The organism is Shewanella sp. MMG014 (assembly GCF_018100775.1).
In the GTDB taxonomy this organism is placed as follows: Bacteria; Pseudomonadota; Gammaproteobacteria; order Enterobacterales; family Shewanellaceae; genus Shewanella; species Shewanella japonica.
In genome coordinates, this window is sequence record NZ_JAGJDZ010000005.1 from 85,007 (window position 1) to 109,631 (window position 24,625).

Annotated in this window: 26 protein-coding genes; 14 read left to right on the forward strand and 12 right to left on the reverse strand. The window is 42.4% G+C overall.

Translation table 11 applies throughout. The features are described 5' to 3' along the window. Window positions 1–2 precede the first annotated feature (2 nt). From J8L86_RS09600 to J8L86_RS09640, 9 genes are all read left to right on the forward strand, one after another. Window positions 3–503: an acyl-CoA thioesterase gene (locus J8L86_RS09600; RefSeq protein WP_211030051.1), complete on the forward strand. Its 501-nt coding sequence runs from the start codon at window positions 3–5 to the stop codon at window positions 501–503. Next, complete coding sequence (locus J8L86_RS09605; protein ID WP_211030053.1) at window positions 500–1,363, forward strand: outer membrane lipoprotein carrier protein LolA; 864 nt, start codon at window positions 500–502, stop codon at window positions 1,361–1,363. Before J8L86_RS09600 ends, J8L86_RS09605 begins: the two co-directional genes overlap by 4 nt. After that, complete coding sequence (locus J8L86_RS09610) at window positions 1,363–3,858, forward strand: transporter permease (RefSeq protein ID WP_211030054.1); 2,496 nt, start codon at window positions 1,363–1,365, stop codon at window positions 3,856–3,858. The genes J8L86_RS09605 and J8L86_RS09610 overlap by 1 nt, the downstream gene beginning before the upstream one ends. A 16-nt stretch (window positions 3,859–3,874) precedes the next feature. After that, the gene (locus tag J8L86_RS09615; RefSeq protein WP_211030276.1) at window positions 3,875–5,152 is read left to right on the forward strand and encodes an NAD(P)/FAD-dependent oxidoreductase; all 1,278 of its coding nucleotides are present in this window, start codon (window positions 3,875–3,877) and stop codon (window positions 5,150–5,152) included. Between the two features lie 2 nt (window positions 5,153–5,154). Continuing rightward, on the forward strand, window positions 5,155–5,736 hold the full coding sequence (locus J8L86_RS09620; RefSeq protein ID WP_211030056.1) for a DUF3261 domain-containing protein: 582 nt from the start codon (window positions 5,155–5,157) through the stop codon (window positions 5,734–5,736). Between the two features lie 72 nt (window positions 5,737–5,808). Then, a complete protein-coding gene (locus J8L86_RS09625) occupies window positions 5,809–7,053 on the forward strand; it encodes a beta-ketoacyl-[acyl-carrier-protein] synthase family protein (RefSeq protein ID WP_211030058.1) in 1,245 nt (414 codons plus the stop codon). Then, window positions 7,050–7,550, forward strand: coding sequence for a thioester dehydrase (locus J8L86_RS09630; protein WP_211030060.1), 501 nt, complete (start codon window positions 7,050–7,052; stop codon window positions 7,548–7,550). Before J8L86_RS09625 ends, J8L86_RS09630 begins: the two co-directional genes overlap by 4 nt. A 71-nt stretch (window positions 7,551–7,621) precedes the next feature. Then, window positions 7,622–8,353: a 3-ketoacyl-ACP reductase FabG2 gene (locus J8L86_RS09635; protein WP_211030062.1), complete on the forward strand. Its 732-nt coding sequence runs from the start codon at window positions 7,622–7,624 to the stop codon at window positions 8,351–8,353. Continuing rightward, window positions 8,350–9,582, forward strand: a complete 1,233-nt coding sequence (locus tag J8L86_RS09640) for a beta-ketoacyl-ACP synthase (protein ID WP_211030064.1) — start codon at window positions 8,350–8,352, stop codon at window positions 9,580–9,582. The genes J8L86_RS09635 and J8L86_RS09640 overlap by 4 nt, the downstream gene beginning before the upstream one ends. A 9-nt stretch (window positions 9,583–9,591) precedes the next feature. On the opposite strand, the gene J8L86_RS09645 is transcribed toward J8L86_RS09640, so the two are convergent. Next, window positions 9,592–10,722 (reverse strand): 2OG-Fe(II) oxygenase, encoded by a 1,131-nt coding sequence (locus J8L86_RS09645; protein WP_065110127.1) that lies wholly within the window; start codon window positions 10,720–10,722, stop codon window positions 9,592–9,594. 141 nt (window positions 10,723–10,863) lie between these two features. Between J8L86_RS09645 and J8L86_RS09650 the strand changes: the two genes are divergently transcribed. Then, window positions 10,864–11,616 (forward strand): hypothetical protein, encoded by a 753-nt coding sequence (locus J8L86_RS09650; protein WP_065110128.1) that lies wholly within the window; start codon window positions 10,864–10,866, stop codon window positions 11,614–11,616. A gap of 188 nt (window positions 11,617–11,804) precedes the next feature. Next, window positions 11,805–12,149, forward strand: a complete 345-nt coding sequence (locus J8L86_RS09655) for a rhodanese-like domain-containing protein (protein ID WP_065110129.1) — start codon at window positions 11,805–11,807, stop codon at window positions 12,147–12,149. Between the two features lie 77 nt (window positions 12,150–12,226). On the opposite strand, the gene J8L86_RS09660 is transcribed toward J8L86_RS09655, so the two are convergent. From J8L86_RS09660 to J8L86_RS09675, 4 genes are all read right to left on the reverse strand, one after another. Beyond that, complete coding sequence (locus J8L86_RS09660) at window positions 12,227–12,724, reverse strand: thioesterase domain-containing protein (RefSeq protein WP_065110130.1); 498 nt, start codon at window positions 12,722–12,724, stop codon at window positions 12,227–12,229. Between the two features lie 12 nt (window positions 12,725–12,736). Then, window positions 12,737–13,186, reverse strand: a complete 450-nt coding sequence (gene dtd, locus J8L86_RS09665; RefSeq protein ID WP_055025276.1) for a D-aminoacyl-tRNA deacylase — start codon at window positions 13,184–13,186, stop codon at window positions 12,737–12,739. Between the two features lie 46 nt (window positions 13,187–13,232). After that, entirely contained in the window at window positions 13,233–13,802 is a 570-nt protein-coding gene (locus J8L86_RS09670) for a hypothetical protein (protein ID WP_055025277.1), read from the reverse strand. Between the two features lie 195 nt (window positions 13,803–13,997). Further along, complete coding sequence (locus J8L86_RS09675) at window positions 13,998–14,978, reverse strand: virulence factor BrkB family protein (RefSeq protein WP_055025278.1); 981 nt, start codon at window positions 14,976–14,978, stop codon at window positions 13,998–14,000. An 87-nt stretch (window positions 14,979–15,065) separates the two neighbouring features. On the opposite strand from J8L86_RS09675, the gene J8L86_RS09680 reads away from it, so the two are divergent. From J8L86_RS09680 to J8L86_RS09690, 3 genes are all read left to right on the forward strand, one after another. Further along, window positions 15,066–15,287 carry a hypothetical protein gene (locus J8L86_RS09680; protein WP_055025279.1) on the forward strand — a complete coding sequence of 74 codons (222 nt, stop codon included), beginning with the start codon at window positions 15,066–15,068 and terminating at the stop codon, window positions 15,285–15,287. 29 nt (window positions 15,288–15,316) lie between these two features. Beyond that, window positions 15,317–15,964, forward strand: coding sequence for a DUF2959 domain-containing protein (locus tag J8L86_RS09685; RefSeq protein ID WP_055025280.1), 648 nt, complete (start codon window positions 15,317–15,319; stop codon window positions 15,962–15,964). Between the two features lie 370 nt (window positions 15,965–16,334). Beyond that, window positions 16,335–17,525, forward strand: coding sequence for a GGDEF domain-containing protein (locus tag J8L86_RS09690; RefSeq protein WP_080914667.1), 1,191 nt, complete (start codon window positions 16,335–16,337; stop codon window positions 17,523–17,525). 164 nt (window positions 17,526–17,689) lie between these two features. On the opposite strand, the gene flhA is transcribed toward J8L86_RS09690, so the two are convergent. The 7 genes from flhA to J8L86_RS09725 form a co-directional block, all read right to left on the reverse strand. Beyond that, window positions 17,690–19,771: a flagellar biosynthesis protein FlhA gene (gene flhA / locus J8L86_RS09695; RefSeq protein ID WP_065110132.1), complete on the reverse strand. Its 2,082-nt coding sequence runs from the start codon at window positions 19,769–19,771 to the stop codon at window positions 17,690–17,692. Between the two features lie 15 nt (window positions 19,772–19,786). Then, complete coding sequence (gene flhB, locus J8L86_RS09700; RefSeq protein WP_055025283.1) at window positions 19,787–20,920, reverse strand: flagellar biosynthesis protein FlhB; 1,134 nt, start codon at window positions 20,918–20,920, stop codon at window positions 19,787–19,789. 2 nt (window positions 20,921–20,922) lie between these two features. Then, window positions 20,923–21,696, reverse strand: a complete 774-nt coding sequence (gene fliR, locus J8L86_RS09705; RefSeq protein ID WP_055025284.1) for a flagellar biosynthetic protein FliR — start codon at window positions 21,694–21,696, stop codon at window positions 20,923–20,925. A 64-nt stretch (window positions 21,697–21,760) separates the two neighbouring features. After that, window positions 21,761–22,030, reverse strand: a complete 270-nt coding sequence (locus tag J8L86_RS09710; RefSeq protein ID WP_055025285.1) for a flagellar biosynthetic protein FliQ — start codon at window positions 22,028–22,030, stop codon at window positions 21,761–21,763. A gap of 95 nt (window positions 22,031–22,125) precedes the next feature. After that, a complete protein-coding gene (gene fliP, locus J8L86_RS09715; RefSeq protein ID WP_055025286.1) occupies window positions 22,126–22,854 on the reverse strand; it encodes a flagellar type III secretion system pore protein FliP in 729 nt (242 codons plus the stop codon). 1 nt (window position 22,855) lies between these two features. Next, window positions 22,856–23,218: a flagellar motor switch protein FliN gene (gene fliN, locus J8L86_RS09720; protein WP_055025287.1), complete on the reverse strand. Its 363-nt coding sequence runs from the start codon at window positions 23,216–23,218 to the stop codon at window positions 22,856–22,858. Beyond that, window positions 23,211–24,092, reverse strand: a complete 882-nt coding sequence (locus J8L86_RS09725) for a flagellar motor switch protein FliM (RefSeq protein WP_065110133.1) — start codon at window positions 24,090–24,092, stop codon at window positions 23,211–23,213. Before J8L86_RS09725 ends, fliN begins: the two co-directional genes overlap by 8 nt. Between the last annotated feature and the right edge of the window lie 533 nt (window positions 24,093–24,625).

Here is a 24,625-nt window from a genome sequence, read left to right on the forward strand (position 1 = left end):
CAATGAAAGCCATTTTTAGCACTGAATTAGAAATGATAGTGCCTTTTCATGATGTCGACTCTATGGGCATCACTTGGCATGGTAACTACTTACGCTATTTCGAGGTTGCCCGTTGTAAGTTACTTGACGAACTTGGCTATAACTATCGTCAAATGATGAATTCGGGCTATGCTTGGCCGATTGTTGATACCCAGCTTAAATATGTAAAAAGTAGCACCTTTGATCAAAAGCTCATTGTCCATGCCGCAATTGTTGAATGGGAAAATCGATTACGGATTAATTATCAAATTAAAGATGCTGACACCCAGCAACGCATCACCAAAGGCTATACCATTCAGGCTGCCGTTGAGATTAACACTGAAGAGTTGTGTTTCGTTACTCCAGATATCTTTCGCGCGAGAATCCTTCCATTACTGGATGAATCAAGCCTCACTGATGAGCTCATTCAAGAACGTGAGCGATTATCATCGCTAATATCATCGCTAAAGGTGAGTGCGTCATGAAGTCCCTAGGCGGTTGTTACTGTGTACTCGTATTTTTCCTGCTAGTAGGTCAAACTTACGCATATGGCAATGGCGCAGACAAGACGAATGGCTTTGAGCTTAAGCAAGCTCAAACAAGCGAGCAAAGTGTCGTCGACACCACACAGACAAGCCTACCCGCTAATACAGTCCCTAAAAAAATACAGCCAACAGCACTCAGCGCAGCGCAAGTTGTCACTCTCTTTAATACGACCGCCTCCAACGAGCAGTTAACCCATCTTGCGAGCCAACTACAACTCGGGACGCAAGCCAAGGGGCAGTTTCAACAAACTCGCCATTTAGCGGTGTTAAAACGTCCACTAAAAAGTGCTGGTCAGTTTATGTTTAGCCAAGATATTGGCTTACTATGGCAACAGCAAACCCCTTTTAAAAGCACCTTGTTATTGAAGCAAAATACCCTTTTTCAACAAGACAGCTTGGGCAATATTCAACAAACAACAGCAAACCAAACCAGTTCAGCCATGGCAGAGCAACTACCGCAATTAATGCAAGGTCTTCTCACTGGGGACGTTGATGCGTTAGCTAAAGATTTTCATCTATACATGGCCCCCAATATTGACCAATCCAACCCATATTGGCAACTGGGGTTAGTGGCCAAAGACCCGCTAATTGCTAAAGCCATCGGGGCTATGGTGCTCGAAGGACAGCAGCAAATACATCGCCTTACCATGCTGTCAGAAAAGCCAACAATCGCCGAAAAAGACCAATTGAGCGGAGATAAAACCGTTATCGAGTTTGCGCATGTCAGCCCAACCCTTAGCAAAATGGATTTACAACAATTTGACCTTAAACCCACATCATCCGTGACAGAGGGTCAATAATGTCACGCCTTGCCAGCTGGTTTAACTCACCGCAACACGCATTATCACGCTTTATCGTTTGGTGTTTACTCATCATCCTCGTCAGTGGATATGGGATAAATTTATGGCAAGCCGGTGCGACGATTCAAAGTAATATTTTGGCGATGCTGCCTAAAATATCAGAAGCGCCACTGACCCAAACCGCATTAAACCGTGTCGAAAAACGCTTAGCCGATCAAGTTTATATCGGCCTGATTGCCGATAACAACGCTGAAGCGGTTAATGCGGCAACCCTGCTGATTAACCAGCTAAAACAAGAGCCAAGCGTCTTTACTGATGTTCGTAGTGGCGACAGTCATACCATGCAAACCTTGAGCGAATACTATTTCTCAAAGCGGTTTATGTTACTGACAGAAAAACAACGATCGACGCTTGGCGTCACAGCACAAGGCTCCCCCTTATTAGCGTCGAGCACACCCAAGCCATTGCCCCCTCAATGGCAAGGATTGCTCAATGCCGCGCAGCAACAGCTATATAGCGGTTTTGGTTTTGCCAGTAGCGCATTGTTAACGCAAGACCCACTACTGCTTTTTCCTGATAATTTACTGGCACTTGCGCCAATCAACTCGCTTTCCACTGAACAAGGAATACTGCTTGGTTCTAGCCAATCTCAGCCCGTTGCTATTGTGATTGCCAAAGGAGTACAAAGCGCTTTTAGTCCTCAAGGGCAAGCAGAACAAAGCCGAGTGCTAACCGACAGCTTAGCTGAGATAAGTCATCAATATCCTCAGATAAACACGATCCAAGCTGGCACCTTATTTCATGCCCAAGCAGCAACTGAAACCGCCAAATTTGAGATTTCAACCATTGGCAGCATCTCCTTAATTGGCGTGATGCTGTTAGTATGGTTCGCTTTTAGAAGTGTTATGCCACTGTCACTAGCCGTTGTAACCCTTTCTAGCGGCTTTTTATTTGCCACAGTGGCCACACTCGCCCTATTTGGTGAAATGCACTTACTGACGCTGGTATTCGGTACTAGCTTAATTGGTGTGGCAATCGACTATAGCTTCCATTTTTACTGTGAAAAAATGGCGTTAAAAAACCAATCGGCCACTCAAATCATTCAACGAATATTGCCAGCATTAACACTGGCATTAGTGACCAGCAGCATCGCATTTATCGCGATTGGTTTAACCCCTTTTCCCGGCATGCAGCAAGTCGCAATCTTTTGCGCTGCAGGCCTGTTTGGTGCTTATTTAACCCTAGTGTTTGCCTATCCTTTATTAGCCAATCATCGCTTACCTAGCGCGACTAAGGCATTATCATGGGCAAGTCGTTACCTAAATTGGTTAAATGCAATCATCATCAGCCCCATTGATCGCAAGCTATCCAAAACAGCAATAGTGATGATGGTTGGCATACCTCTATTTATCGGCTTAGGTTTTACCCAACTCAGTAGCGATGATGATATTCGTCACTTACAGCAAAGCCCTGATCGCATTATCCAAGCCGAAAACCAGCTTAGGCAAATACTGAGTGGTGGCACTGACAATCAGTTTATTCTCGCCAGCGCTGATAGCGAACAAGGTTTATTATCTCAGCTTGAACAGACTCAATCACTATTATCCCAAGCAGTAGAGGCAAACGAGATACAAAGCTTTGTTAGCCTAAGCCCCTATTTACCTAGCAAGTTGCAACAGCAGCAAAACTATCAAGCATATCAGGCACTCTACCTGCAGCACTTAGATGACATTACTGCAGGCCTTGGAATCGATGAATCCATTAAACCAACGCTGCTCAAGCAGCTTGAGCAAGCAAGCAGCCAATTCATCGAACCAAACGCAGTGCTTAACATTGCAGGTGATGATTTAGCGGCATTATGGTTAGCACCATCAGAACACTCTCAAAGCCAGCAATATGGCAGTATTATCTTACTCGGCGGGATTAATGATTTAACAGCGTTAACACAACGAGTTAATGACAGCCAATTATCTATTACTGTAGTAGATAAAGTCGGTGAAATTTCTCAATTAATGAGCCAGTTTCGGCTCATTACATTGCAATTGTTAGCCCTAGTTTGCGCCATCGCTATTGTCATCTTTAGTGTAAGATTTGGTCTTAGATTGGCGGCAGCGATTGTGCTGGTTCCAGTCAGTTCCATTCTACTGACCTTAGCCAGTTTGGGTATTGTCGGTTCGCCATTAAGTTTGTTCCACGCGTTGGCATTAATTTTAGTGCTCGGTATTGGAATTGATTACAGTTTGTTTTTTGCTTCGGTAAAAACGGACAAAAAGACAGGGGCTAATGGAGTGATGATGGCAGTCTTTATGTCGGCTTGCTCAACATTACTCGCTTTTGGATTGTTAGCACTCAGTCAAACCAATGCGATACATTATTTTGGCTTAACATTGTTGTTTGGGATCGGGTTTACCTTTTTACTCGCACCACTTATCAGTTTCATAACAAGACCCTATTTTAGCTTTATAACAAGAGAAGTTACCCAATATGGAAAGTAACCCATTCGGCACTAGCATGGATGAAAACAGTGCAAACTTACCTCAACATCTGCACGTCGATGTAGTGATTATTGGCGCAGGCCCTTCCGGCGCAGTAGCGGCAAGCTTATTACACCAGCAAGGAAAACGCGTATTGGTTGTAGAAAAGCAGCACTTCCCTCGATTCTCTATTGGAGAAAGTTTATTGCCTTGCTGCATGCAATTTATTGAACAAGCCGGCATGTTGCCAGCGGTTGAAGCGGCGGGATTTCAATTTAAAAATGGCGCAGCATTTCGCCGAAATAATCAGTACACGACGTTTAATTTTACTGAAAAATTTACTCCCGGTCCTGGCACCACCTTTCAGGTACAACGAGGCCAGTTTGATAAGATATTGGCAGATACAGCGGTATCGCAAGGGGTAGAGATTCGCTATGGCCATAGTGTTAATGCTATCGACTTAGGCGAAAACCAACATGCCTCACCAGTGCTAACGGTGACCGATGAGCAAGCAAACAGTTATCAAATTACGGCACAATATGTACTTGATGCCAGCGGTTTTGGTCGAGTGCTTCCAAGGTTATTAGATCTTGAGCAAGCATCTAGCCTGCCTTCACGCAGTGCAATATTCACTCATATTGACGATAATATTACTGATGCAAATTTTGACAGAGAAAAAATTCTCATCAGCGTCCATCCGACACAAAAAGATATTTGGTATTGGCTTATTCCGTTCAGTAATGGCCGCTGCTCAATTGGGGTGGTCGCAGAGCCTCACTTAATTGAACATCACCAAGGTGATTTAGAGCAGCAATTATGGCAACTGATTAACGAAGAGCCTGGTTTAAAAGCGTTATTAAGCCATGCTAAGGTCGTGCAAGAATGTGCGACGTTAAAAGGTTATTCAGCCAATGTGTCAACGTTAGCCACGCCTCAATTTGCACTATTAGGTAATGCTGGTGAGTTTTTAGATCCAGTATTTTCATCCGGTGTCACCATTGCCATGCAGTCAGCACAAATGGCTGCAACGACATTAGTGAAGCAGCTCGATGGCGAACAAGTTGATTGGGAGCAAGATTATGCCAAGCCCTTAATGCTTGGCGTAAATACCTTTAGAACTTATGTTCAAGCTTGGTATGACGGACGCTTCCAAGATGTGATTTTTTACGACGATCCTAATCAAACCATTAAACAAATGATTTGTTCCATTCTCGCAGGCTACGCTTGGGATACGAACAACCCTTTTGTTAAAGATTCAGAGCGCCGACTCAATATGATTGTTGATTTGTGCCGTGAACAAACGATAGCGAGTTAATCATGCGTCAATTAATGCCAGCCATAGGAATACTACTCGTCATGTTAACCACAGGCTGTAGCCAACAGCTACAGCGACAAACTTGCGTAAAGCTGACGCCAGAAGTGAATTATTGCTTGGCACCTTTGTTACAAAGCAGCTCCAATAGCGAGCAAGTGTTAAGTCAGAAGATTAGCTTTACCCATGGTGAAAAGCATCACGAACTACTCACAGAACTTGCATTAGACGCCTCAGAAATGGCCTTAGTCGGCCTTGCTCCAATTGGACAGCCATTATTTACGGTCACCTATAACGGCGATGAAGTGTTAAGCCAACAGAACGTGTTAATGGGTGAAGATTTTAAAGCTGAGTATTTAATGGCAATTATGCAGCTGATATATTGGCCTCATGAGCAGATCAATGGCTATTTTAATCAAGGTGAAATGATTGACTTTGATTGCCAACAACCACGATGCAGTGCGTTAATGGTGAATGAAAAACACGCGATCACAATTGATTACTCCGATGTTAACCCTTGGAAATCCAATGTGAGCTTACATTTTCCAGCCGCGAATATCACCCTAGTGATTACGCCATTGCTATAATGCAAAAATGTTGAGCCAGCAAAGTGCTATCTGGCTTTCTAACATCACTGAATTTGAGATGAAACATTAACTATGAGCTGTGCCATAGCAATTACACAAATCGGGCTTTGTACGCCACTAGGCAATAGCAGTAAAGACGTGCTGCAAAACTTGCTATCAGCAAGCACTGACGCCATGGTGCTGCGTGATGACTTGCTGTTTAATGCAAGCACACGAGTCGGCGCAATTAATAATGCCAACCTTTTGGACATTCCTGCTGAATTGACGCAATTTGATTGTCGTAATAATCAATTGCTTTACACAGCCGCAGCCTCAATAACAGCCGATATCGAGCACGCTAAAAAGCAATACGGTGCTGATAGAGTGGCAGTGGTGCTAGGCACCAGCACATCAGGCATCTCTAAAGGCGAGGCAGCCCTTGCCTATCATCAACAACATGGTGAATTTCCACCTAGCTATCATTATGCCCAACAAGAGCTTGGCAGCGCGAGCGACTTTTTGCGTCAGCTATATCAATTAAGCGGCCCTTGTTACACAGTTTCTACGGCATGTTCATCGAGTGCCAAAGTATTCGCTAGTGCTAAGAGATTACTTTTAGCTGACTTATGTGACGTTGTGATTGTGGGCGGTGTGGATAGTTTATGTCAATTAACGTTAAACGGCTTCAATGCCTTAGAGTCAGTGTCTAAAGGCTTATGTAATCCCTTTAGCCAACACCGTGATGGAATTAATATAGGTGAAGGTGCCGCCTTATTTGTGCTGAAAAAAGCACAGGAGGATGCGCAGTCACGCTCGAAATCTCAGGTCTATTTAGCGGGCATTGGCGAGTCATCAGACGCCCACCATATTTCAGCGCCCCACCCTCAAGGCTTAGGTGCAATTAGCGCTATGCAGGCAGCACTTGCCGATGCCAGTATCACTTCTGCACAAATTTCTTACGTTAACTTGCATGGTACAGCAACACCTAAAAATGATGCGATGGAATCCTTAGCCATGCAGCAAGTTTTTAATTCAAGCAATAACAACGAAGCGGCAAGCATCCCTTTATGTAGCTCGACAAAACCCTTAGTTGGCCATTGTTTGGGCGCTGCTGGCGCCATTGAGGCGGCTTTTTGTTACTTATTGCTCAGTGACGCTAATCTGCAGCAACAATTACCGCCGCACGTATGGGATCAGCAACAAGACATGAATAACCCGATATTGCCATTCGTTACTCCAGGACAATCAGCCGAGCTCACATTCATCATGAGTAACTCGTTTGCCTTTGGCGGCAGTAATGCCAGTGTTATTTTTGCAAAATGCGGAGCATTAACATGACTGAGCAACAGACCAAGCAAATCGCTCCTGAAACATTGCTATCGCAAGATATATCAGCCTTTGTGCCTCATAAAGCACCGATGATATTAGTGACACGCATTATTAAACATCAACCTGATAGCCTCACCACTGAAGTTGAGATCACTGAGCAAAGCGCTTATTTCAGTCAACAATTGAATGGCGTCCCTAACTATGTTGGTATCGAATACATGGCGCAAAGTATTGCCGCATTAGCAGGCGTGGAAGCGCACCTTATTGAAGATAAAATTCGAGTCGGCTTTTTATTGGGCACCCGTAAACTGAGCATGATGCAGCCAACGTATCTGCTCAATAACACATATCAAGTTGATGTGACTCGCTTATATCAAGAAGCATCAGGACTTGCGGTGTTCGATTGTCAAATTACTCTTGATAGTGAAATGATTGCCTCAGCCAATGTTAATGTATTTCAGCCTCAAGATACCCAAGCTTATATCAATGAAACCTTATCAACTTAAGCTCGATATCAATGACGAGCGTACTATGAACACAACGATTAATGTAAACCTGCAGTCCCTACGGAGAAACAATGACAACAACAAATAGAGTCCTAGTGACAGGTTCAAGTCGTGGTATAGGTAAAGCCATCGCGCTCAAACTTGCAGCGCAAGGCTTTAATATTGCCATCCATTTTCACAGTAACACTGCAGCGGCGCAGCAAACTCAATCAGAAATCCAAGCCTTGGGTGTCGAAGCCAGTTTAATTCAATTTGATGTAGCAGACCGCCAGGCTGCGAAGCAGCAAATTGAAGCTGATATTGAACAACATGGCGCTTATTACGGCGTGATTTTAAATGCAGGTATCACCAAAGATACCGCTTTTCCGGCAATGACAGAAGATGAATGGGACAGTGTTATTCACACCAACCTGGATGGATTTTATAATGTCATTCAGCCAACCATCATGCCAATGATCCAAGCACGTAAAGGCGGTAGAATCATCACTATGGCATCAGTTTCTGGCATCGCTGGTAATCGAGGGCAAGTGAATTACAGCGCCTCAAAAGCTGGACTTATCGGAGCGACAAAAGCACTGTCTTTAGAGCTTGCCAAACGCAAAATTACAGTCAACTGTATCGCACCAGGGTTAATTGAAACCGACATGGTTAACGACTTCCCTAAGGACATGGTTAATCAAATCGTACCGATGCGCCGTATGGGTAAAGTGAATGAAATCGCCGGGCTCGCCAATTTCTTAATGTCTGAAGATGCAGCCTACATTACTCGCCAAGTGATTTCGGTCAATGGAGGCATGATATGAGCCATAGAGTTGTTATCACAGGTATTGGCGGTATTTCAGCATTGGGCCAAGACTGGTCAACTATCGCTAAACGGCTACAAGATAAATACAACTGTGTGGTCACGATGACTGAGTGGGATAAATACCCTAATCTCAATACTCGTCTTGCCGCGCCAATAACCGATTTCGAGCAACCCAAGCATTACTCTCGGAAAAAAACCCGTTCCATGGGACGTGTCTCAATCATGGCAACGCGTGCCAGTGAAATTGCATTAGAAGATGCAGGCTTACTCGACGATCCGGTTGTGTCATCAGGAGATATGGGCATCGCTTACGGCTCATCAACTGGCAGTACAGACCCCATTATTGGTTTTGGTGACATGCTGAAACATGGCGATATGTCCGGCATCAATGCCACTAGTTATATTCGTATGATGGCCCATACTACCGCTGTCAATGTCGGTGTATTTTTCGGTCTAAAAGGCCGAGTGCATACTACAAGCAGTGCTTGCACTTCAGGAAGCCAAGCTATTGGTTACGCCTATGAAGCCATTAAGTTTGGACAACAAAAACTGATGCTTGCAGGTGGCGGTGAAGAACTTTGCCCAACAGAAGCTGTGGTATTTGATACTTTATTTGCCACCAGCACGAAAAATGACTCACCAACAACGACACCAAGACCATTTGATCGTCAGCGTGACGGTTTAGTTATTGGAGAAGGCGCTTGCACCTTAGTGCTTGAGCAACTTGAACACGCTGAAGCCCGTGGCGCTAAAATTTACGCGGAGCTCGTTGGGTTTGGCACTAATTCAGACGGGTTGCATATCACTCAACCCAATGCAGAAACAATGGAAGTGGCGATTCGATTGGCTATAAAGGATGCTGCAATCGCACCTGAGCAAGTGGGTTATATCAATGCCCATGGCACAGCAACTGATCGAGGCGATATTGCAGAATCACAAGCAACTTACGCAGTATTTGGTTCACACACCCCTATATCATCATTGAAAAGCTATACAGGGCACACCTTAGGTGCATGCGGCGCACTTGAAGCTTGGGTCAGTATAGAAATGATGAATGCAAATTGGTTTGCACCCAGCTTAAACCTTGATGAAGTTGACCCTGAGTGTGCACCGTTAGATTACATTCAAGGCGAAATTCGCTCTATCAGCACTGACTATGTCATGAGCAATAACTTCGCCTTTGGCGGGATTAATACTTCGCTTATTTTTAAACGTTGGCAGGGATAAGACGCTTACCTAACGTACATGTAACTGTTGTAAACATTTTAGGTAGGACGTCGGCTTTACTCTTAACCATTTTGAGTAAAGCCATTTCTCACCCTTTATGACAGGCATTCCTTGATGTAACGATAACGGTAAAGGGCCATAACTATTGTCGGTATTATTAAACACAACCAACCGTTTTTGTTTTGATCGCACCGATTTCGATAACCTTGGAAAGTGCGTGTCTCCCCCTTGCTCAACATCATTAAGGTAAATTAAAACGGTTTTGAATCGTTGACCGCCATCTTTTAAAGCTTGTTCGCTGCCTTTATCGTTTGGGTGAAAAAAATCATAATGTGGCTTATATTCTTCCCCAACCTCATATTTAAGAACATTACTTAACTCACCGTTTTCGATAGGGATGTTGAAATAAGCAGCGATTTTCATCTCAATGTTAAGTAGCACCCAATCATTTGCAGTAGGCGCTAGTTGAGCCACAGAGCCCGTTCTAACATTACTCACAATATTTGAGCCACTCTCGCCATCAACAACCATAGAGCGCTTAAGCTCGCAAAGTGCGCAGTTTTTTAGCCACAAACACTCAAAGTCAGTTAAGAAATCATCAACATAAAATAAGTTAATCTCAGGCGCTACCGATTCATACGTTAACTTAGAAAGGTCAGCCCTACGGATATCATTAAAGTCTAATAACGCTTCTTCATTGTCAGAAATTAAACCAAGTGACTCAGTTAACTGATTCACCTCTGAAATATGACGATTCTTTGTTAAAACCTGACTAGCTTTAGCAACAAAGCCCTGTTGTAAATACAAATTGGCAGCAGCAATAATTGCCTCGGGATCGCCTTGTTTGAAAGCACTAAACAGATATGGTCGGAAGTCCACTCCCACCTCAGGGTGAAAATACAATATAAAAGCGGCTTTAAAATTAGCACCAGCAACCTTCCCTTTGCACAGTTCAAAAAGGTACTTTAAACCTATTTGTGGCGATTGCTGTAACAACAAGTCAGCCTTCATCAATAACGCTTCTTCGATAGCTAAATCAACCAAAGGTTGAAGCAACTCATCTGCCTTTGAAAAACGCTTATCTAGAATCAAAGCGTTTATCGTTTTTAATGCTTTTCTTGAATCTTCGCTTAAGGACATAGACTTCTTAATGATGTTAAACTGAACAATCAATACAGCTTAATGAAAAAACGATTAAGTACAACTTTGCAGACAAATAAAATTAGAAGCAATTACAATCTTACTAAGCTCACCATTAACTTCCAGTCATAAGGATATGTCATGAAACCAATGTGCTTATTGCCAATAGCCCTAATTGCCAGCTTCAGTTTACTCAGTCCAATCGCTCAGGCTGATACTTATACAAAGGAAGAATACCAACAGATATTTGCAGGTGATGATACCTATAAACAAGAGCAAGCCATTGAGTCTATTTTCTTCGTTGGTTTGAATGATCCCAGTACCTATCAATCGATTAAAACCAAGATAGATACCTTATTACCATTGGCCAAAGATAAGCATGTCATTGATAATATTGCCTGGTTAATAAAGGGGCTTGGCTATTCTGGCGATCCTCAATTTCGTGAATACCTAAACCAACTGGCACAAGGTGATGCTCATAAGAAAATCCGTAAATACGCCAAACGTGCACTAGATGACTTATCAAAATTCGAGCAGTGGAACCCGATTTTACAAGACAAAAGTCAATATAACCCCGAGCAATCACATCGAGCTAATGTCTATGCCGCAGCACTACGTAGTGACAACCTTGAGCTGATGAGAACGACGGCAAAACGTATAGCAAATGAGCGATTATTTGATAATTACATGCTGCAACAACTAGCTACACAACTTAGTCCTATGCGTTTAATCGACGACAATAAGCTAGCCATAGATACTTACGCTTGGATAACACGTGCACTAGCGACCTCAGGTAATGAAGACTTTAAAGCAGATGTGGAAGCCGTCGCACAAAATGCAAAACAGAAAAAACTACGCAAATACGCCACTAAATATTTAGCGAAGTTTTATTAAGCCCATTGATTAGTGATGCATGGGCGTTAATCCCTAAGCAATAAGCGGTAAGTCATAAACAATTTGTCATCAACATTAGTTATAGAGCATGACCACTTCATGCTCTTGTTATTAACAACCTTGATCTTTACAATGCATTAGAATAATCTTATTGAATAAAATCTAATGCAAATCAAAGTGAGGTTCTAATGGTCACAGCAAGCACAACTTCGATTTCGGTAAATACCAAGCTGACAGGGGCACAAGCCACTGCAATCTGTTGGGAGTTAATTAAGCATGGTGCAATGCTAATTGATGTACGAAACCCTGATGAATTTGCGAGTGGCCATTTACCACAAGCCATAAACGTGCCGTTAACTGAATTACCGGTTTGGCTTGATGCCCATCATGTAGAGCAGCAATTTGTCGTATATTGTGGCGCCGGGATAAGAGCGCAAAAGGGTTGCGATATATTCGAGTCTAAAGGGTTCAATTGTGCAGTAAATGGTGGAGCAATGAAGGACTTACTGTGCTGCGAATCTTTAAGTCAGTAATTTAGTGAAGGATACCCTCAGCTAGGCCTATACGACGTGGTTGTGTCCTTGAATAATACCTAACGATTATCTATAAATTAGTAACTAAAATATAAGCCACTAAACGTAGCGCAGAGCTTACCTGCGCAATGTAATTGCACCTCAAGCTTAACCTTCGCTTTTTTACCATTATTAATTGTTTCGAAGACACTCATATCGGGTAACCCCGTCTCAGAAGAAGCTGATTTATCAGTCAGTGATTCTGGCCAAATCACTGTCACTATTGGCGCTTCGGTTACAGGAGCCAAATATCGAATGTTTGCATCGGCTAAAACAATATTGCCTTCTACTCCAGCCAAGCGTTGTTGTAACCACAACATTCCCCACCCCGTTAGGGTCATTAAGGTATAAATACTGCCAGCAAACATAGTTTGATGAAGGTTGATATTGGGGGAAAGTGGCGCTGTAACAGTAAAGCATTGATTGTCAAAACTGAGCGGAGTAACTTGCATAAACTGACTCACAGGAATGGTTTGATACCACGTCTGCGTTAACTCATTAAGTAAAACCGCTATCCTGGATGAGTCAGTATTCATGATGCCTTTCCGTTATACCTGAAGGTTAAAGGTAACTGGACCATCATTGAGCAATTCAACTTTCATATCTGCACCAAACTCACCCGTTTGCGTCACCACGCCTTGCTCTTGGCAATAGGCAACAAAAGCTTCATACAACTCATTAGCTTGTTCAGGGGTTGCTGCAGAAGAAAAGCTAGGACGTAACCCGCGGCCAGTATCTGCTGCCAAGGTGAATTGAGACACGACTAACAGTTCTCCACCTACCTGTTGCAGGTTGAGGTTCATCTTGCCATTTTCATCACCAAAAACACGGTAAGCCATCACTTTTTTAGCCAACTTACGCATTTTTTCCAAGTCATCATCTTTTTCAACACCAAGCAGCACTAATAAACCTTTATTAATGCTACCTGTTACATGCTTATCATCATCACGATGAACGGTGACACTGGCATGTGCCACCCGTTGAATTAACCCAATCAAAGTTACTTCCTATTAATCGACCCGAGAGAGCCGATATTCTACAAGATTATGCGCCCGTGTCAGGCTTAATCACTGGAATAGGTTTGATCAAGTGCTCAGAACCTTTAGGTAAAGATTTACCCACTTGCTTTAAGCCTTCATCGGTCCACAACATAAAGCGACGTAATTCTTCAACTTGAATAGAATCAACAAATGTCGCAGCACCTTGAACCTGAATCACACCGCCATTTTCACGAACAACAAACTTTGCAAAATTAAGCTTTTGGTTTAATGAACCAATCAAAACCAACAGTTCTTTACTGCCATGTAATTGCGGGTGAACGGCAAATAAACGGTTCGTTAAAATGCGGTCTATCCCCTTTTCACTCATACTTGGTTGCAATACAAATTGATTATCGCCAAATTGCACAGCCACACTGGTAGGGCTGAGTTTAGTCGCTAAATAACTAGACTTAATCAATGCATTATAAAGCGCATCAGCAGCTTGTTGGTCCGTCATTCCTGTCATGTCAATGCTGGCAGGGGCAGCTGATACAACACTTTCTGAAGTGTTATTATCTGTTGTTGCACAAGCCGATAAACCTAATACACATGCCGCTAAAATCAATTTTTTCATTTGCTTTCCTTATAGAATACAGACTGCACTACTGCCATAGCAGTAGGCTTTCATAGTGACTTCTGCTATTGAATGACATTTATAATTACCCCAAATGGGAGCGAAAAAGTCAGGCCACTTGCCCATGATAATGACAGAAGCCCAACAAAATTACTTAATATTTTGCTGATATACGCTTTATTAGACTCTTAGCAATCACGTTTTATTAGATGCCTGAGTGTTAAAAGTAGACGCTGCTTGATTACTCTTTTCTTGCTCACTTGCAGCGATACCATTGCTGTCATCACTGGCTTGCACCTCACTATTTTCCGAAGTGCTGTCAGCCAACATGTCTCTTTGTAAATATTCTGGCATTGCAGCGGTAATTTCAGCGCCAAGTAACACGATCATCCAAGACACATAGACCCAAACGAATAAGATAGGAATCGTCGCCAGAGCCCCATAAATGGCCTCATAACTCGGAAATTGAGTCACATAAAACGCGAACCCTTTCTTACCTGCTTCAAACAGCATTGCCGCAACGATAGCCCCGAGTAGCGCATGTAAAAATCGAACTTTTCTATTAGGAACAACCATATATAAAAGTAAGATTGATGCTACAGAAAACAACATTGGTAAACGCTCAACCAGCCAAGTCATCAGCCCTGAAATTTCTGCCATTTCAAATACTTTAAGTGACACGACATATGAGGTTGCCACTAAACTTGCCCCAATTAACACTGGACCTAAGGTCAGTACCATCCAATACATCGAAAAAGACACCACATAAGAGCGGGTCTCTGTGGTACGCCAAATATTGTTTAATGCTTTATCAATGGCAGAAATCAACATCAACGCTACGACCACTAACGCAATGACACCGACAAACGTGCCTTTCGAAGCATTTTCAACAAATTCATTGATATAAATTTGTACTGTGTCACCCGCTGCAGGTAAAAAATTGTCATAAATAAAACTTTCAATCTTGCCGCGGATCCCCTGAAATACAGGAAAAGCAGACAGCATCGACATGGTCACAGCAACCATTGGAACTAACGACAATAAGGTGACATAAGTTAAATGACCTGCCTTAACGTTAATTTGATCTTCAACCACACGTCGCTTTACATGGACGATAAATTTCCAAATACTGAGATTAATATTTTTTAAATACGCTACATCTATCTTATTTGTCACAATTTTCTCTGATTATTTATTTTCAATTACCGAGTTAACTTCGTACAATGTTATAACACGATAGTTACACTCCAAGGGAGTTTTTTAATGTCTCAACAAGGTTCAGCTGGCAATGTCATCGCCGCTATTGCCAGTGTTTTCTTCCCAGGCTTAGGGCAACTCGTTCAAGGCCGTATCATTGCTGCAATTTTATTCTTCGTGATCACTGCAGTGTGTTATTTCTTCTGGGTACTTATTATTCCCGCCATTATTGGAGCGGTGTTTCATCTTTGGAGCATCATTGATGCTGCCATGTTTAAAGCAGATTAATTTAACGACAACATTTAAGAGAGCATAAGATGAAGAAATGGATATCACTTGCCTTCCTTAGCGCAAGCTTGTTACTAAGTGGCTGCCAAAGCGCCTATTACGGTGCAATGGAAAAAGTTGGCTATCACAAGCGTGACATCATGGTGGATCGCGTTCAAGAAGCAAAAGAGTCTCAAGAAGAAGCACAAGAACAATTCAGTTCAGCTCTCGAAGAGATGCAAGCACTACTCGCTTTCGATGGCGGCGATTTAGAAGACGCCTATAACAAAGCTAAAGATGAATATGAATCAGCTCAATCAGCAGCCGATGAAGTTGGTAGCCGCATTGATAAAGTTGAAGATGTGGCCGAAGCCTTATTCGAAGAGTGGGAAGCTGAAATTCAAGAAATCAGTAAAGCAAGCCTTCGTCGTAATAGCACTAATAAGTTAAACGAAACTGAGCGTTCGTATAATTCATTAGTCAAAGGCATGCGCCGTGCAGAAGCCAAAATGCCTCCGATTTTAACCGCGATGAAAGATAACATGCTGTACTTAAAGCATAACCTTAATGCCCAAGCCATTGGCGCAATTAAAGGCGAGTTTAATAGCTTACAGTCTGACATTTCTAGCTTGATTTCAGAAATGAATAAATCAATTGCTGAATCAAATAAGTTTATTGAGGCAATGGAAAAAGGCTAACTGCCACCATTGAACTCATGAAGCATAAAATGGCGCTTGAAGACCTCTACATTCGGCGCCATTTTTATTGAGCCTAGCCCGCCCTTTCGCCTAGTCCACAGTTATCGGGTAAGAAGATGTTAACTTAAACCGATTTGATTTATATTTCAGTTTGCCGCATTCAAGGTCGCTCTGTTAGTAGCAGTTTTTATATAAACGCACCATGTCTAAACGGTAATAAGCCTAAAATGGTAACAGGTATAAATGGCAACAGCATCGCAAGCTGCACCAATATGGAAGTCTACTCACTACATACATTTAACCCGTAACGTCTTATATTAATTGCTAACTTTTTAATGCTTACTTTTATTAGTTTACTATGGTGGATTCAATGAGCAGCCTAATGCATACCATGCGCTTTTTTATACTGCCGATTATTATCACTTTTCTATCATTAGGCTTATTAGAACACTTTCAAACTCATTGGATTGATTGGCAAGACACCCTACATTTTGCACCTTATTGGTTATTGGCTGCATCTTCATTAATTTGTTTGCAATTTAATCGTAGTCGACTGTTTTATATAGGTTTAATGTTACTCACTTTTTACGCATTGCAAAGTAACCGTCTGTTTTTATCGCCTGTCATTCATCAATTTTTACCGCTTTTTGGCACCTTGGTGATCACGCTATTTTGTTTTATTAAAGATCGCGGCGTCATCAGTGTGCACAGTTTTTATCGTATCGGTGGCATTGTTCTTTGTGGTTTAATCGCCTATTGCTGGGTGTATCTCACTGGCCAATACTCGGCAACGATTAGTCAATTTCAGCAAAGTATTGGGTTAACAATCGAGCAGTCCCCCTTGTATCTGCTCCCTATTTATCCACTGGCAATCATCTTACTGTGTAAGCTCAGTTGGAAAAGCAACTTAGCGCAAACCAGCCTTGGTATTTGTTTACTGCTATGGCTGGGCTACTTTTTGGTACCGACTAACCTGCCGTTATCTGTACTATTTAGCTGTATTGCGATTAGCTTTTTAATCACAGTCCTGTTCGACTCTTACTTTTTAGCTTATCGGGATGAACTCACGGGACTACCGTCACGTCGAGCCTTGTTTAATTTAAGCCTAGCTTTAGGCAGAAAGTACACGGTTGCTATGGTCGATATCGATCACTTCAAAAGCTTTAATGACACCTATGGGCACGATGTGGGTGATGATGTATTGAAATTAGTGGCAGTAAAATTATCCAAAGTCACTGGTGGCGGCAAAACCTTCCGTTATGGCGGCGAAGAGTTCACGATTGTATTTCCCCGTAAAGACATAGAACAAGTTTACTCTCATCTTGATGATGTGAGGCAAAGTATTGAAGATTATGACATTGTGCTGAGAGATGAAAATAGAAAGAACAGCTCAAAGAAACAGCGTAATAAAGCCCCTGTAAAAAAGAAAACCGTCAACGTTACCGTCTCTATTGGCTGTGCCGAACACAAACCTGAACACAGCTTTGAGCAAAGCATGAAACTGGCAGATAAAGCCCTGTATCGAGCTAAAGACAGAGGTCGTAACCAAGTCAGGTTTTAATACTCTGCACCAGTTTTATCGTCATCACCGCTTTTATTTATCACTGCTATTCATCACTGCGTAGCGATTAGCTTTATTGGTGTTTGTCACAAGATTAACATTCAAAAAAGGCCAAAGCGCAAAACGCTTCGGCCTTTTTATTACACAAGGTTCAGACAAAGGTGTTAACCAAGCTGACCTGCCACCATAAGCTCTCGGCTCTCAGGTATTTCATTGTACGACAATACATGTAAGCCTCTTGCAAATGCTAAAGCATAGCGGGCCAGTATCGGCCTAAGCTGTGGTGCAACCAACAGCAGTGGACTATGTCCTTGCTCTTTAGCGTCAGCTAAGATTTGCGGCATACCTTGTTGCAACTGAGCCAGTAACGTTGGATCAACAGGGAAGCTATCCAGCGCGACCTGACCTTGCTGCTGCGATTGGGTTAAGGCGTTCATTAAGGTTTGCTCAAGCTCTGGCGCTAATGTCAGTACACTCAATTTAGGCTCAGCGCCAGCAATACTATGCACTATGTTATTTCTTAAAGCACAACGCACATCTGCAGCTAACAGCACTGGATCTTTACTGTTTTCACTGCAATCAAGTAGTGTGGTTGCAATTGTGCGGATATCTTTTAATGACACCTGCTCTTTCAGTAATAACCGATACACTTTTAACTGCACAATTGGACTTAACGCACCGTTAAGCGCTTCCGCTAACTTGGGCGATTGCTTTGCCAAGCGATCGCTGAGTGCCAACACATCATCGTGTTGCAACATGTCAGGCAAATTTTCACGGATCAGCTTACTGACGTGTGTCGCTATCACAGTGGCATTGTCCACCACCGAATAACCTAAGTTTAATGCTCTCGCTTTAGCATCTTGGTCAATCCAAATCGCGTCCATGTTATAGGCAGGCTCTTTAGTAATGATTCCATCAATATCACCAAATACCGGCCCACTTTGAATCGCCATCAGTTTTTCAGCTTGCAACTCCGCTGTCGCTGTTGGGTTACCCATCATATTAATTTGATAAGCATTTGGCGCTAACGATAAGTTATCCCTCACCCGCACTTCTGCGAGTAAAAAGCCCGCTTGTTCAGACAAGGTGCGGCGGATCCCTGTTAGGCGTTTTTGTAACTCAGCGCCTTTAGTCCGCTCAACTAAATGCACTAGCTGATACCCCAAACGTACTTCAATCAAATCGGTATAAGGTAATGCATCCCAACTTGGTGGCGATGGTTCTGTAGTATTGCTTTCCAGTCGCTCTTCAAGCTTGGTTTCAACAACGGCGGGTTTATGCTGGCTTTGTTTCCAAGAAGCAAAAGCCAATAAAGCAGCGAAAGAAATAAATACCATGCCAGGCATACCTGGCACTAAACCTAAAATCAGCATTACCAATGCTGCTGTTGCTAAGGTTTTTGGGTTTGCAAGCAGTTGCTTTTGCAACTGCTCAGGCATTTCTTCAGCATCCGAAACACGGGTTACAATAATCGCCGCTGCGGTAGCTAATAGTAATGATGGGATTTGAGCAACAAGACCGTCACCAATGGTCAGTAAGGCAAACGTCTTAAATGCATCAGCTGCGCCCATACCATGCATAAACACACCAATGGCAATACCACCAATAATGTTAATCAGCAGGATCAAGATGCCAGCAATAGCGTCACCACGCACAAATTTAGATGCACCATCCATCGAACCATAGAAGTCTGCTTCTCGAGCAACTTCTTGACGTCGAACACGGGCTTGTTCTTGACTTAAAATCCCAGCATTTAAATCAGCATCAATTGCCATTTGCTTACCAGGCAACGCATCCAGAGTAAAACGTGCTGAAACCTCTGATATCCTTTCCCCACCTTTGGTAATCACCACAAAGTTGATAATCATCAGAATTAAGAAGATCACGGCGCCTACAACATAGTTGCCGCCAATCACCACTTCACCAAATGCTTGAATGACTTTACCTGCCGAGTCTCCACCATTGTGGCCTTCGATTAACACCACACGAGTTGAGGCAACGTTCAAAGTTAATCGCATTAAGGTGGCGAGTAGCAATATCGTCGGGAATACCGAAAACTCTAGAGGCCGACGTATGGATACACTGACTAGCAACACCATGACTGCAAGTACGATGTTAAACGTAAATAAAATATCCAACAGCCAAGGTGGCAATGGCAAGATGACCATCGCCAGAACGGCTAATAACATTATCGGAATACCGATGTAGCTTCGATTGCCAGTAAAGACTTGTGCAAACCAATTCATGGTTTAATGGTTCCTTTAATCATGTCGTAAATGGGGAGGAATATAAAAATGCGGCAATGGTTCAGGCTTCTCTTGGCTGCCTGTTCTTGCTGCTTTGATTTGCAACACGTAACTCAGCACATGCGCAATAGCGACAAACAATGCCGCTGGAATTTGTTGTTCAATCTTAGTGGAATAATAAATCGCACGAGCCAGTGCTGGGATTTCAATAATTTCAACCGCATTACGTTTTGCTACATCACGCATATAAAGCGCCAGTTCGTCCACTCCTTTAGCAATAACATAAGGCGCATCTGCTTTATCCGCGTCATAACGAAGTGCAACTGAATAATGAGTAGGGTTAACCAGTAATACATCGGCTTGTGGCACAGCAACATCAGCACGAGAGCGGCTAATTTTTTGCTGCATTTGGCGAATTTTAGCTTTAATTTCTGGCTTACCATCTTGCTGTTTATGCTCATCTTTCACTTCCTGATGAGACATTTTTAGCTCGTTATGATGATGCCAATACTGATATGGCACATCGATAAACGTGATAATCAGCAGACCGACGCCTAAATAAAACATCCCAGTTGATATCGTATCAATGCTGTATTTAACGGCTTCATCTACTGGCAGCTGACTACTTGCCATTATGCCTTGCAAGTTACTCTGTAAGAAATACAGCATGATGCTGACAAGCAAAGTGATTTTTAAGACCGATTTAACCAACTCCACCAATGATTTAATTGACACCATTCGCCCTAAGCCAGCAATGGGATCAATACGGCTATATTTGAAGAAGGCATTTTTAATACTAAATAGCGGCCCACCAGGTAATGCGCCAGCAATCATACCGATAGCGGCCACTAAGATAAATAACGGCCCAAGAAGATGTAGAATTCCGACAATCGCAGCCCCCATATGCATTTCTAGCATTTTGGGCTCATTTAACTGCTCTTTAGTGAGATTCATATTGAAGCGAGTAATTTCGGCCATTTCACTGCCTATCCACTCGGCGCTGCTCGTTAGCATGACAGCGCAACCAATGATCAGCGCTGATGCGGCTAAGTCTTTAGAGCGTGGAACTTGCCCTTGCTCGCGGGCTTTTTTGAGTTTTTGTGGTGTTGCCTGTTCAGTTTTACTTTGGCCGGTATCTTTATTGCTCATCACTAGCCCCCGATAAACTGATGCATGCTAGATAAGGCATCGAGGCAAATGTCACTATAGCGACTGGCAAGACCGCTAAACGAAAAGAATACGCACAGCAGCCCCATTAACATCGACATAGGAAAACCTAAGGCAAACACGTTTAATGAAGGCGCAGATTTACTCAACACACCAAAAGTTAAATTAACCATCAACATGGCGACAATTGCAGGTAAAGCCAGCATAAATGCGGCCGCAAATAACCAGCCGACTCGCTCAACCAGTCCCATTAAAGGCAACTCAAATATGCCCATGCCAATTGGCCACAAATAAAAGCTATCAACGATAACGCCAATAGCAACTAAGTGACCGTCTAACGCTAAAAATAATAACGTGCCATACAGTAAAAACCATTGACCAAGAATAGGATTAGAGTTGCCGTTAGCAGGGTCATTCATAATGGCCATTGCCAAGCCCATTTGCATTGACATCATCGCGCCCATCTTGGTCATTACACTGATCATGATCAGTAAAAATAATGCCAACATAAAGCCAACAAGCAATTGCTCAACGGCCAATAACGCAGCCCCTAGTGAGATAGCGTCAACGGCAGGCACTGGGGGTAAAATTGGCGCCACTAGAGCACTCAACAGCATGGCAAATAACAGTCGTATTTTTACCGGAATATAGTTACTGCTTAAAAAAGGCATCACAATAAATGCCCCCATAAACCGACAAAATGGCCACCAAAATGAGCCAATAAAAGCACTGATTTGTACCGATGTTAACGACAACATCAGTGGCTATCTACCCAGTCAAAATTCAGCGGTTCAGCCATGCTAAATGCGTTCATCTACTCGCCTAACCAATCACATGGGGAATACTGAAAAATAGCCGCTCAAACAAGTCACTGATTTTCATCAACAACCACTCACCTGCAAATAACACCATCAACAGCGTTAACACTAAGCGAGGTAAAAAGCTTAATGTTTGCTCATTCACTTGGGTCGCCGCTTGGAACACAGCGACAATCAGTCCCACAATCAAGCCTGGCACGACCAATACGCCCACCATCATCACCACTAAAAATATCGCTTCAGCAAAAAATGACGTTAGCTCGTTTACATCCATCTTATTGCTCCCGCAGGTGGCCGCTTCAGCTGTTCAATCATCTGATTTGTACTGGTCATTAAAATCCATGCTAGATGTATCATCGTCTACCCTAGCTAGCCAAAGCTGCCTGTTAACGTACCCACAGTCATTGCCCAACCATCCACTAACACGAACACCATGAGTTTAAATGGTAGAGATATAATCAATGGCGACAGCATCATCATCCCCATCGACATCAAGACGCTCGCAACCACTAAATCAATCACTAGAAAGGGAATATAAAGTAGGAAGCCAATTTGAAATGCTGTTTTCAGCTCGCTCAATACAAATGCAGGCATCAAAACAAAGAAGGGGATTTCGTCTGCGGTTAATGTCACTGGCTCATTAGCAATTTTTAGCATTTGCTCTAAATCTGTTTCACGAGTTTGCGCCAACATAAATTGTCGTAAAGGCACTTCTGCCCTCACAATCAATTCTGTTAATTCAATTTCACCCTTGTCATAGGGTAAAAATGCATCTTCATAAATCACATCACCAACGGGGCGCATAATAAAAATAGACATGACTAAAGCAATGCCAATTAACACTTTATTAGGTGGACTTTGTTGTAAGCCCAACGCCTGCCTCAAAATTGCTAACACAATGATAATTCGAGTAAAGCTTGTCATCATCATCAACATCGCAGGTAAAAAACTTAGCAAGGTCATCATGGCTAAGATTTCTAACTTGACGTTCACGGTTTGCGACTGGTCGCCGTCCGCTAAAGTGAATAAGGTTAATCCATCATTAGCATAAGCACTGGGTGCTAATAGGCATAACAGAAGCAGGATGACACGAACCATATTAGTCGTTTGCTCCAGTTAAGCTTATCGCTTCCACTTCAAGCAATCTCACACCATATCGGCCATTCACTTCAACCACTTCACCACGACCTAACAAAGCACCATTAACACGAATATCCAATGGTTCGCCTACCATGCGATCCAATGCAACAACGTCGCCTTCTCCCATTTGGGTTAGCTCACCTAAAGACATTTCTGTACTCGCTAATTCCAATGTCACTTGCACTGGTAACTGGTGAAAAAATGACATCTCTTTTAAGGTTTTAGCCTTTGGAGCAGGTTGTGGCTCTGCTAGGGTATCTTCTAATAACAGATCATCATCAAGTAAGAATTCATCATCTTGTAAAAGTATATTTTCAGGCATGGGTAGAGTCCTCTGGGTGAAACGCTTCCTGGGTAAGTTTGGCGACCATTTGTCCATCATCATTATGAACAGTGGCATAAAATAGGGGTCTGCGACCGATAGTCACAGGGCAGCGAGAATGCAAACTCATCGGTAAAATATCACCGACTTTCAAGCCTTCTAATGACGTCACAGGCATTAATTGATGACCAATTTCTAACGTGGCTTTTATCGGAATTTGTCTTAAACGCTGACTTAATTGGCTATTGAGGTTTTCAGCAGCTTGATATTCACTTGGCTGTTCAGCCATCAATCCCAAAGCAAATTCAGTCATGCATAACATCATTGGCGGGCCAACATGTTCTGCAGGAAAGCTCAGAGTCCAAGCAAGAGGCACCTCTAATGGCGTGGTATTCACCACCAATTCAAGATCTAAGCCGTCGTCATCGAGTTCAGTTATCGGTAAAACGTCCAACGCAGAGCGCAATAAACGCTTCACCAAACGAAACTCAGACAAACTAGGCGCCCGTAAAGGTGATTGTAACGGGCTAGAGAAACTACCATAATAACCGCTAGCTAACTGATCTAACGTACATTTATCAATTCGCCACCAAGCCAGCGGGGTTCGACGGTAACTCATTAAAAACCACGCGTGGTTTAAGTCAGGTGTTACTGTATTCAGATCGGTTGAAAGCGATACTTTTGACAATGCGTGATGACCTTGGCCAATAATCGGCCCTAATAAGTCATTTATATTGTCGAGCAGCGTTCTATGGCAACGCTCTAGCTGCAATACTAGTCGGCTGCGTGCAAGTTTCTCTTGAACTAACGCAACGGTTCTCACTTTTGGAAGCTGCTGCTTCTTAATCAAACTTGCTTTAGCTGTGGTTTTCATTTTAATTTAAAACTCACTTAACTATAAAATATCCATAAATTAATAACCGTAATAATATGTATCAAAATTATATTATCACCCACACGCAACTGAACTAAAAACGACCACCTTATTAATATACAAACAATTCAGGCGACATTTTTTTGGCAAACAAATATATTTTGACAACCAAATATAATAAATCAGCTAGTAGTACATATAACAACGACCACAGAAACAGATAATCAAAACAAATAACCAACAACACTTAAATAATAAATAAATTCCAAACATAAAAACAAAAAAATAAATATTATTACAAAGCGACTATAATCGTAAAAAACTTTAAATTTATTTTAAAATAACAAAAATTAATTTTTAAAATAAACAAAATCAGATACTTAAAAGCAAGATAACTGTGTCTAGTTTCTATATAACTTAGAGGAATCAGTATTTCGGCAAGATACTACATCATTTAAATAACGAAAGACAATGACATATATATGAACAAACAATAAAGCTTGCACTATTTAAAACTTTTTATAAAAATTCAT

Excerpts from the sequence above, each read along its gene's own strand:
- J8L86_RS09630 (WP_211030060.1), top strand. The coding sequence starts at position 7,050 with ATGACTGAGCAACAGACCAAGCAAATCGCTCCTGAAACATTGCTATCG.
- J8L86_RS09650 (WP_065110128.1), top strand. The coding sequence starts at position 10,864 with ATGAAACCAATGTGCTTATTGCCAATAGCCCTAATTGCCAGCTTCAGT.
- J8L86_RS09610 (WP_211030054.1), top strand. The coding sequence starts at position 1,363 with ATGTCACGCCTTGCCAGCTGGTTTAACTCACCGCAACACGCATTATCA.
- J8L86_RS09690 (WP_080914667.1), top strand. The coding sequence starts at position 16,335 with ATGAGCAGCCTAATGCATACCATGCGCTTTTTTATACTGCCGATTATT.
- J8L86_RS09615 (WP_211030276.1), top strand. The coding sequence starts at position 3,875 with ATGGATGAAAACAGTGCAAACTTACCTCAACATCTGCACGTCGATGTA.
- J8L86_RS09710 (WP_055025285.1), bottom strand. The coding sequence starts at position 22,030 with ATGGATGTAAACGAGCTAACGTCATTTTTTGCTGAAGCGATATTTTTA.
- J8L86_RS09635 (WP_211030062.1), top strand. The coding sequence starts at position 7,622 with ATGACAACAACAAATAGAGTCCTAGTGACAGGTTCAAGTCGTGGTATA.
- J8L86_RS09685 (WP_055025280.1), top strand. The coding sequence starts at position 15,317 with ATGAAGAAATGGATATCACTTGCCTTCCTTAGCGCAAGCTTGTTACTA.
- J8L86_RS09655 (WP_065110129.1), top strand. The coding sequence starts at position 11,805 with ATGGTCACAGCAAGCACAACTTCGATTTCGGTAAATACCAAGCTGACA.
- J8L86_RS09670 (WP_055025277.1), bottom strand. The coding sequence starts at position 13,802 with ATGAAAAAATTGATTTTAGCGGCATGTGTATTAGGTTTATCGGCTTGT.
- flhA (WP_065110132.1), bottom strand. The coding sequence starts at position 19,771 with ATGAATTGGTTTGCACAAGTCTTTACTGGCAATCGAAGCTACATCGGT.
- J8L86_RS09680 (WP_055025279.1), top strand. The coding sequence starts at position 15,066 with ATGTCTCAACAAGGTTCAGCTGGCAATGTCATCGCCGCTATTGCCAGT.
- fliR (WP_055025284.1), bottom strand. The coding sequence starts at position 21,696 with ATGTTGTCGTTAACATCGGTACAAATCAGTGCTTTTATTGGCTCATTT.
- flhB (WP_055025283.1), bottom strand. The coding sequence starts at position 20,920 with ATGAGCAATAAAGATACCGGCCAAAGTAAAACTGAACAGGCAACACCA.
- J8L86_RS09605 (WP_211030053.1), top strand. The coding sequence starts at position 500 with ATGAAGTCCCTAGGCGGTTGTTACTGTGTACTCGTATTTTTCCTGCTA.
- J8L86_RS09640 (WP_211030064.1), top strand. The coding sequence starts at position 8,350 with ATGAGCCATAGAGTTGTTATCACAGGTATTGGCGGTATTTCAGCATTG.
- J8L86_RS09725 (WP_065110133.1), bottom strand. The coding sequence starts at position 24,092 with ATGAAAACCACAGCTAAAGCAAGTTTGATTAAGAAGCAGCAGCTTCCA.
- J8L86_RS09645 (WP_065110127.1), bottom strand. The coding sequence starts at position 10,722 with ATGTCCTTAAGCGAAGATTCAAGAAAAGCATTAAAAACGATAAACGCT.
- fliN (WP_055025287.1), bottom strand. The coding sequence starts at position 23,218 with ATGCCTGAAAATATACTTTTACAAGATGATGAATTCTTACTTGATGAT.
- J8L86_RS09600 (WP_211030051.1), top strand. The coding sequence starts at position 3 with ATGAAAGCCATTTTTAGCACTGAATTAGAAATGATAGTGCCTTTTCAT.
- J8L86_RS09625 (WP_211030058.1), top strand. The coding sequence starts at position 5,809 with ATGAGCTGTGCCATAGCAATTACACAAATCGGGCTTTGTACGCCACTA.
- J8L86_RS09620 (WP_211030056.1), top strand. The coding sequence starts at position 5,155 with ATGCGTCAATTAATGCCAGCCATAGGAATACTACTCGTCATGTTAACC.
- fliP (WP_055025286.1), bottom strand. The coding sequence starts at position 22,854 with ATGGTTCGTGTCATCCTGCTTCTGTTATGCCTATTAGCACCCAGTGCT.
- J8L86_RS09660 (WP_065110130.1), bottom strand. The coding sequence starts at position 12,724 with ATGAATACTGACTCATCCAGGATAGCGGTTTTACTTAATGAGTTAACG.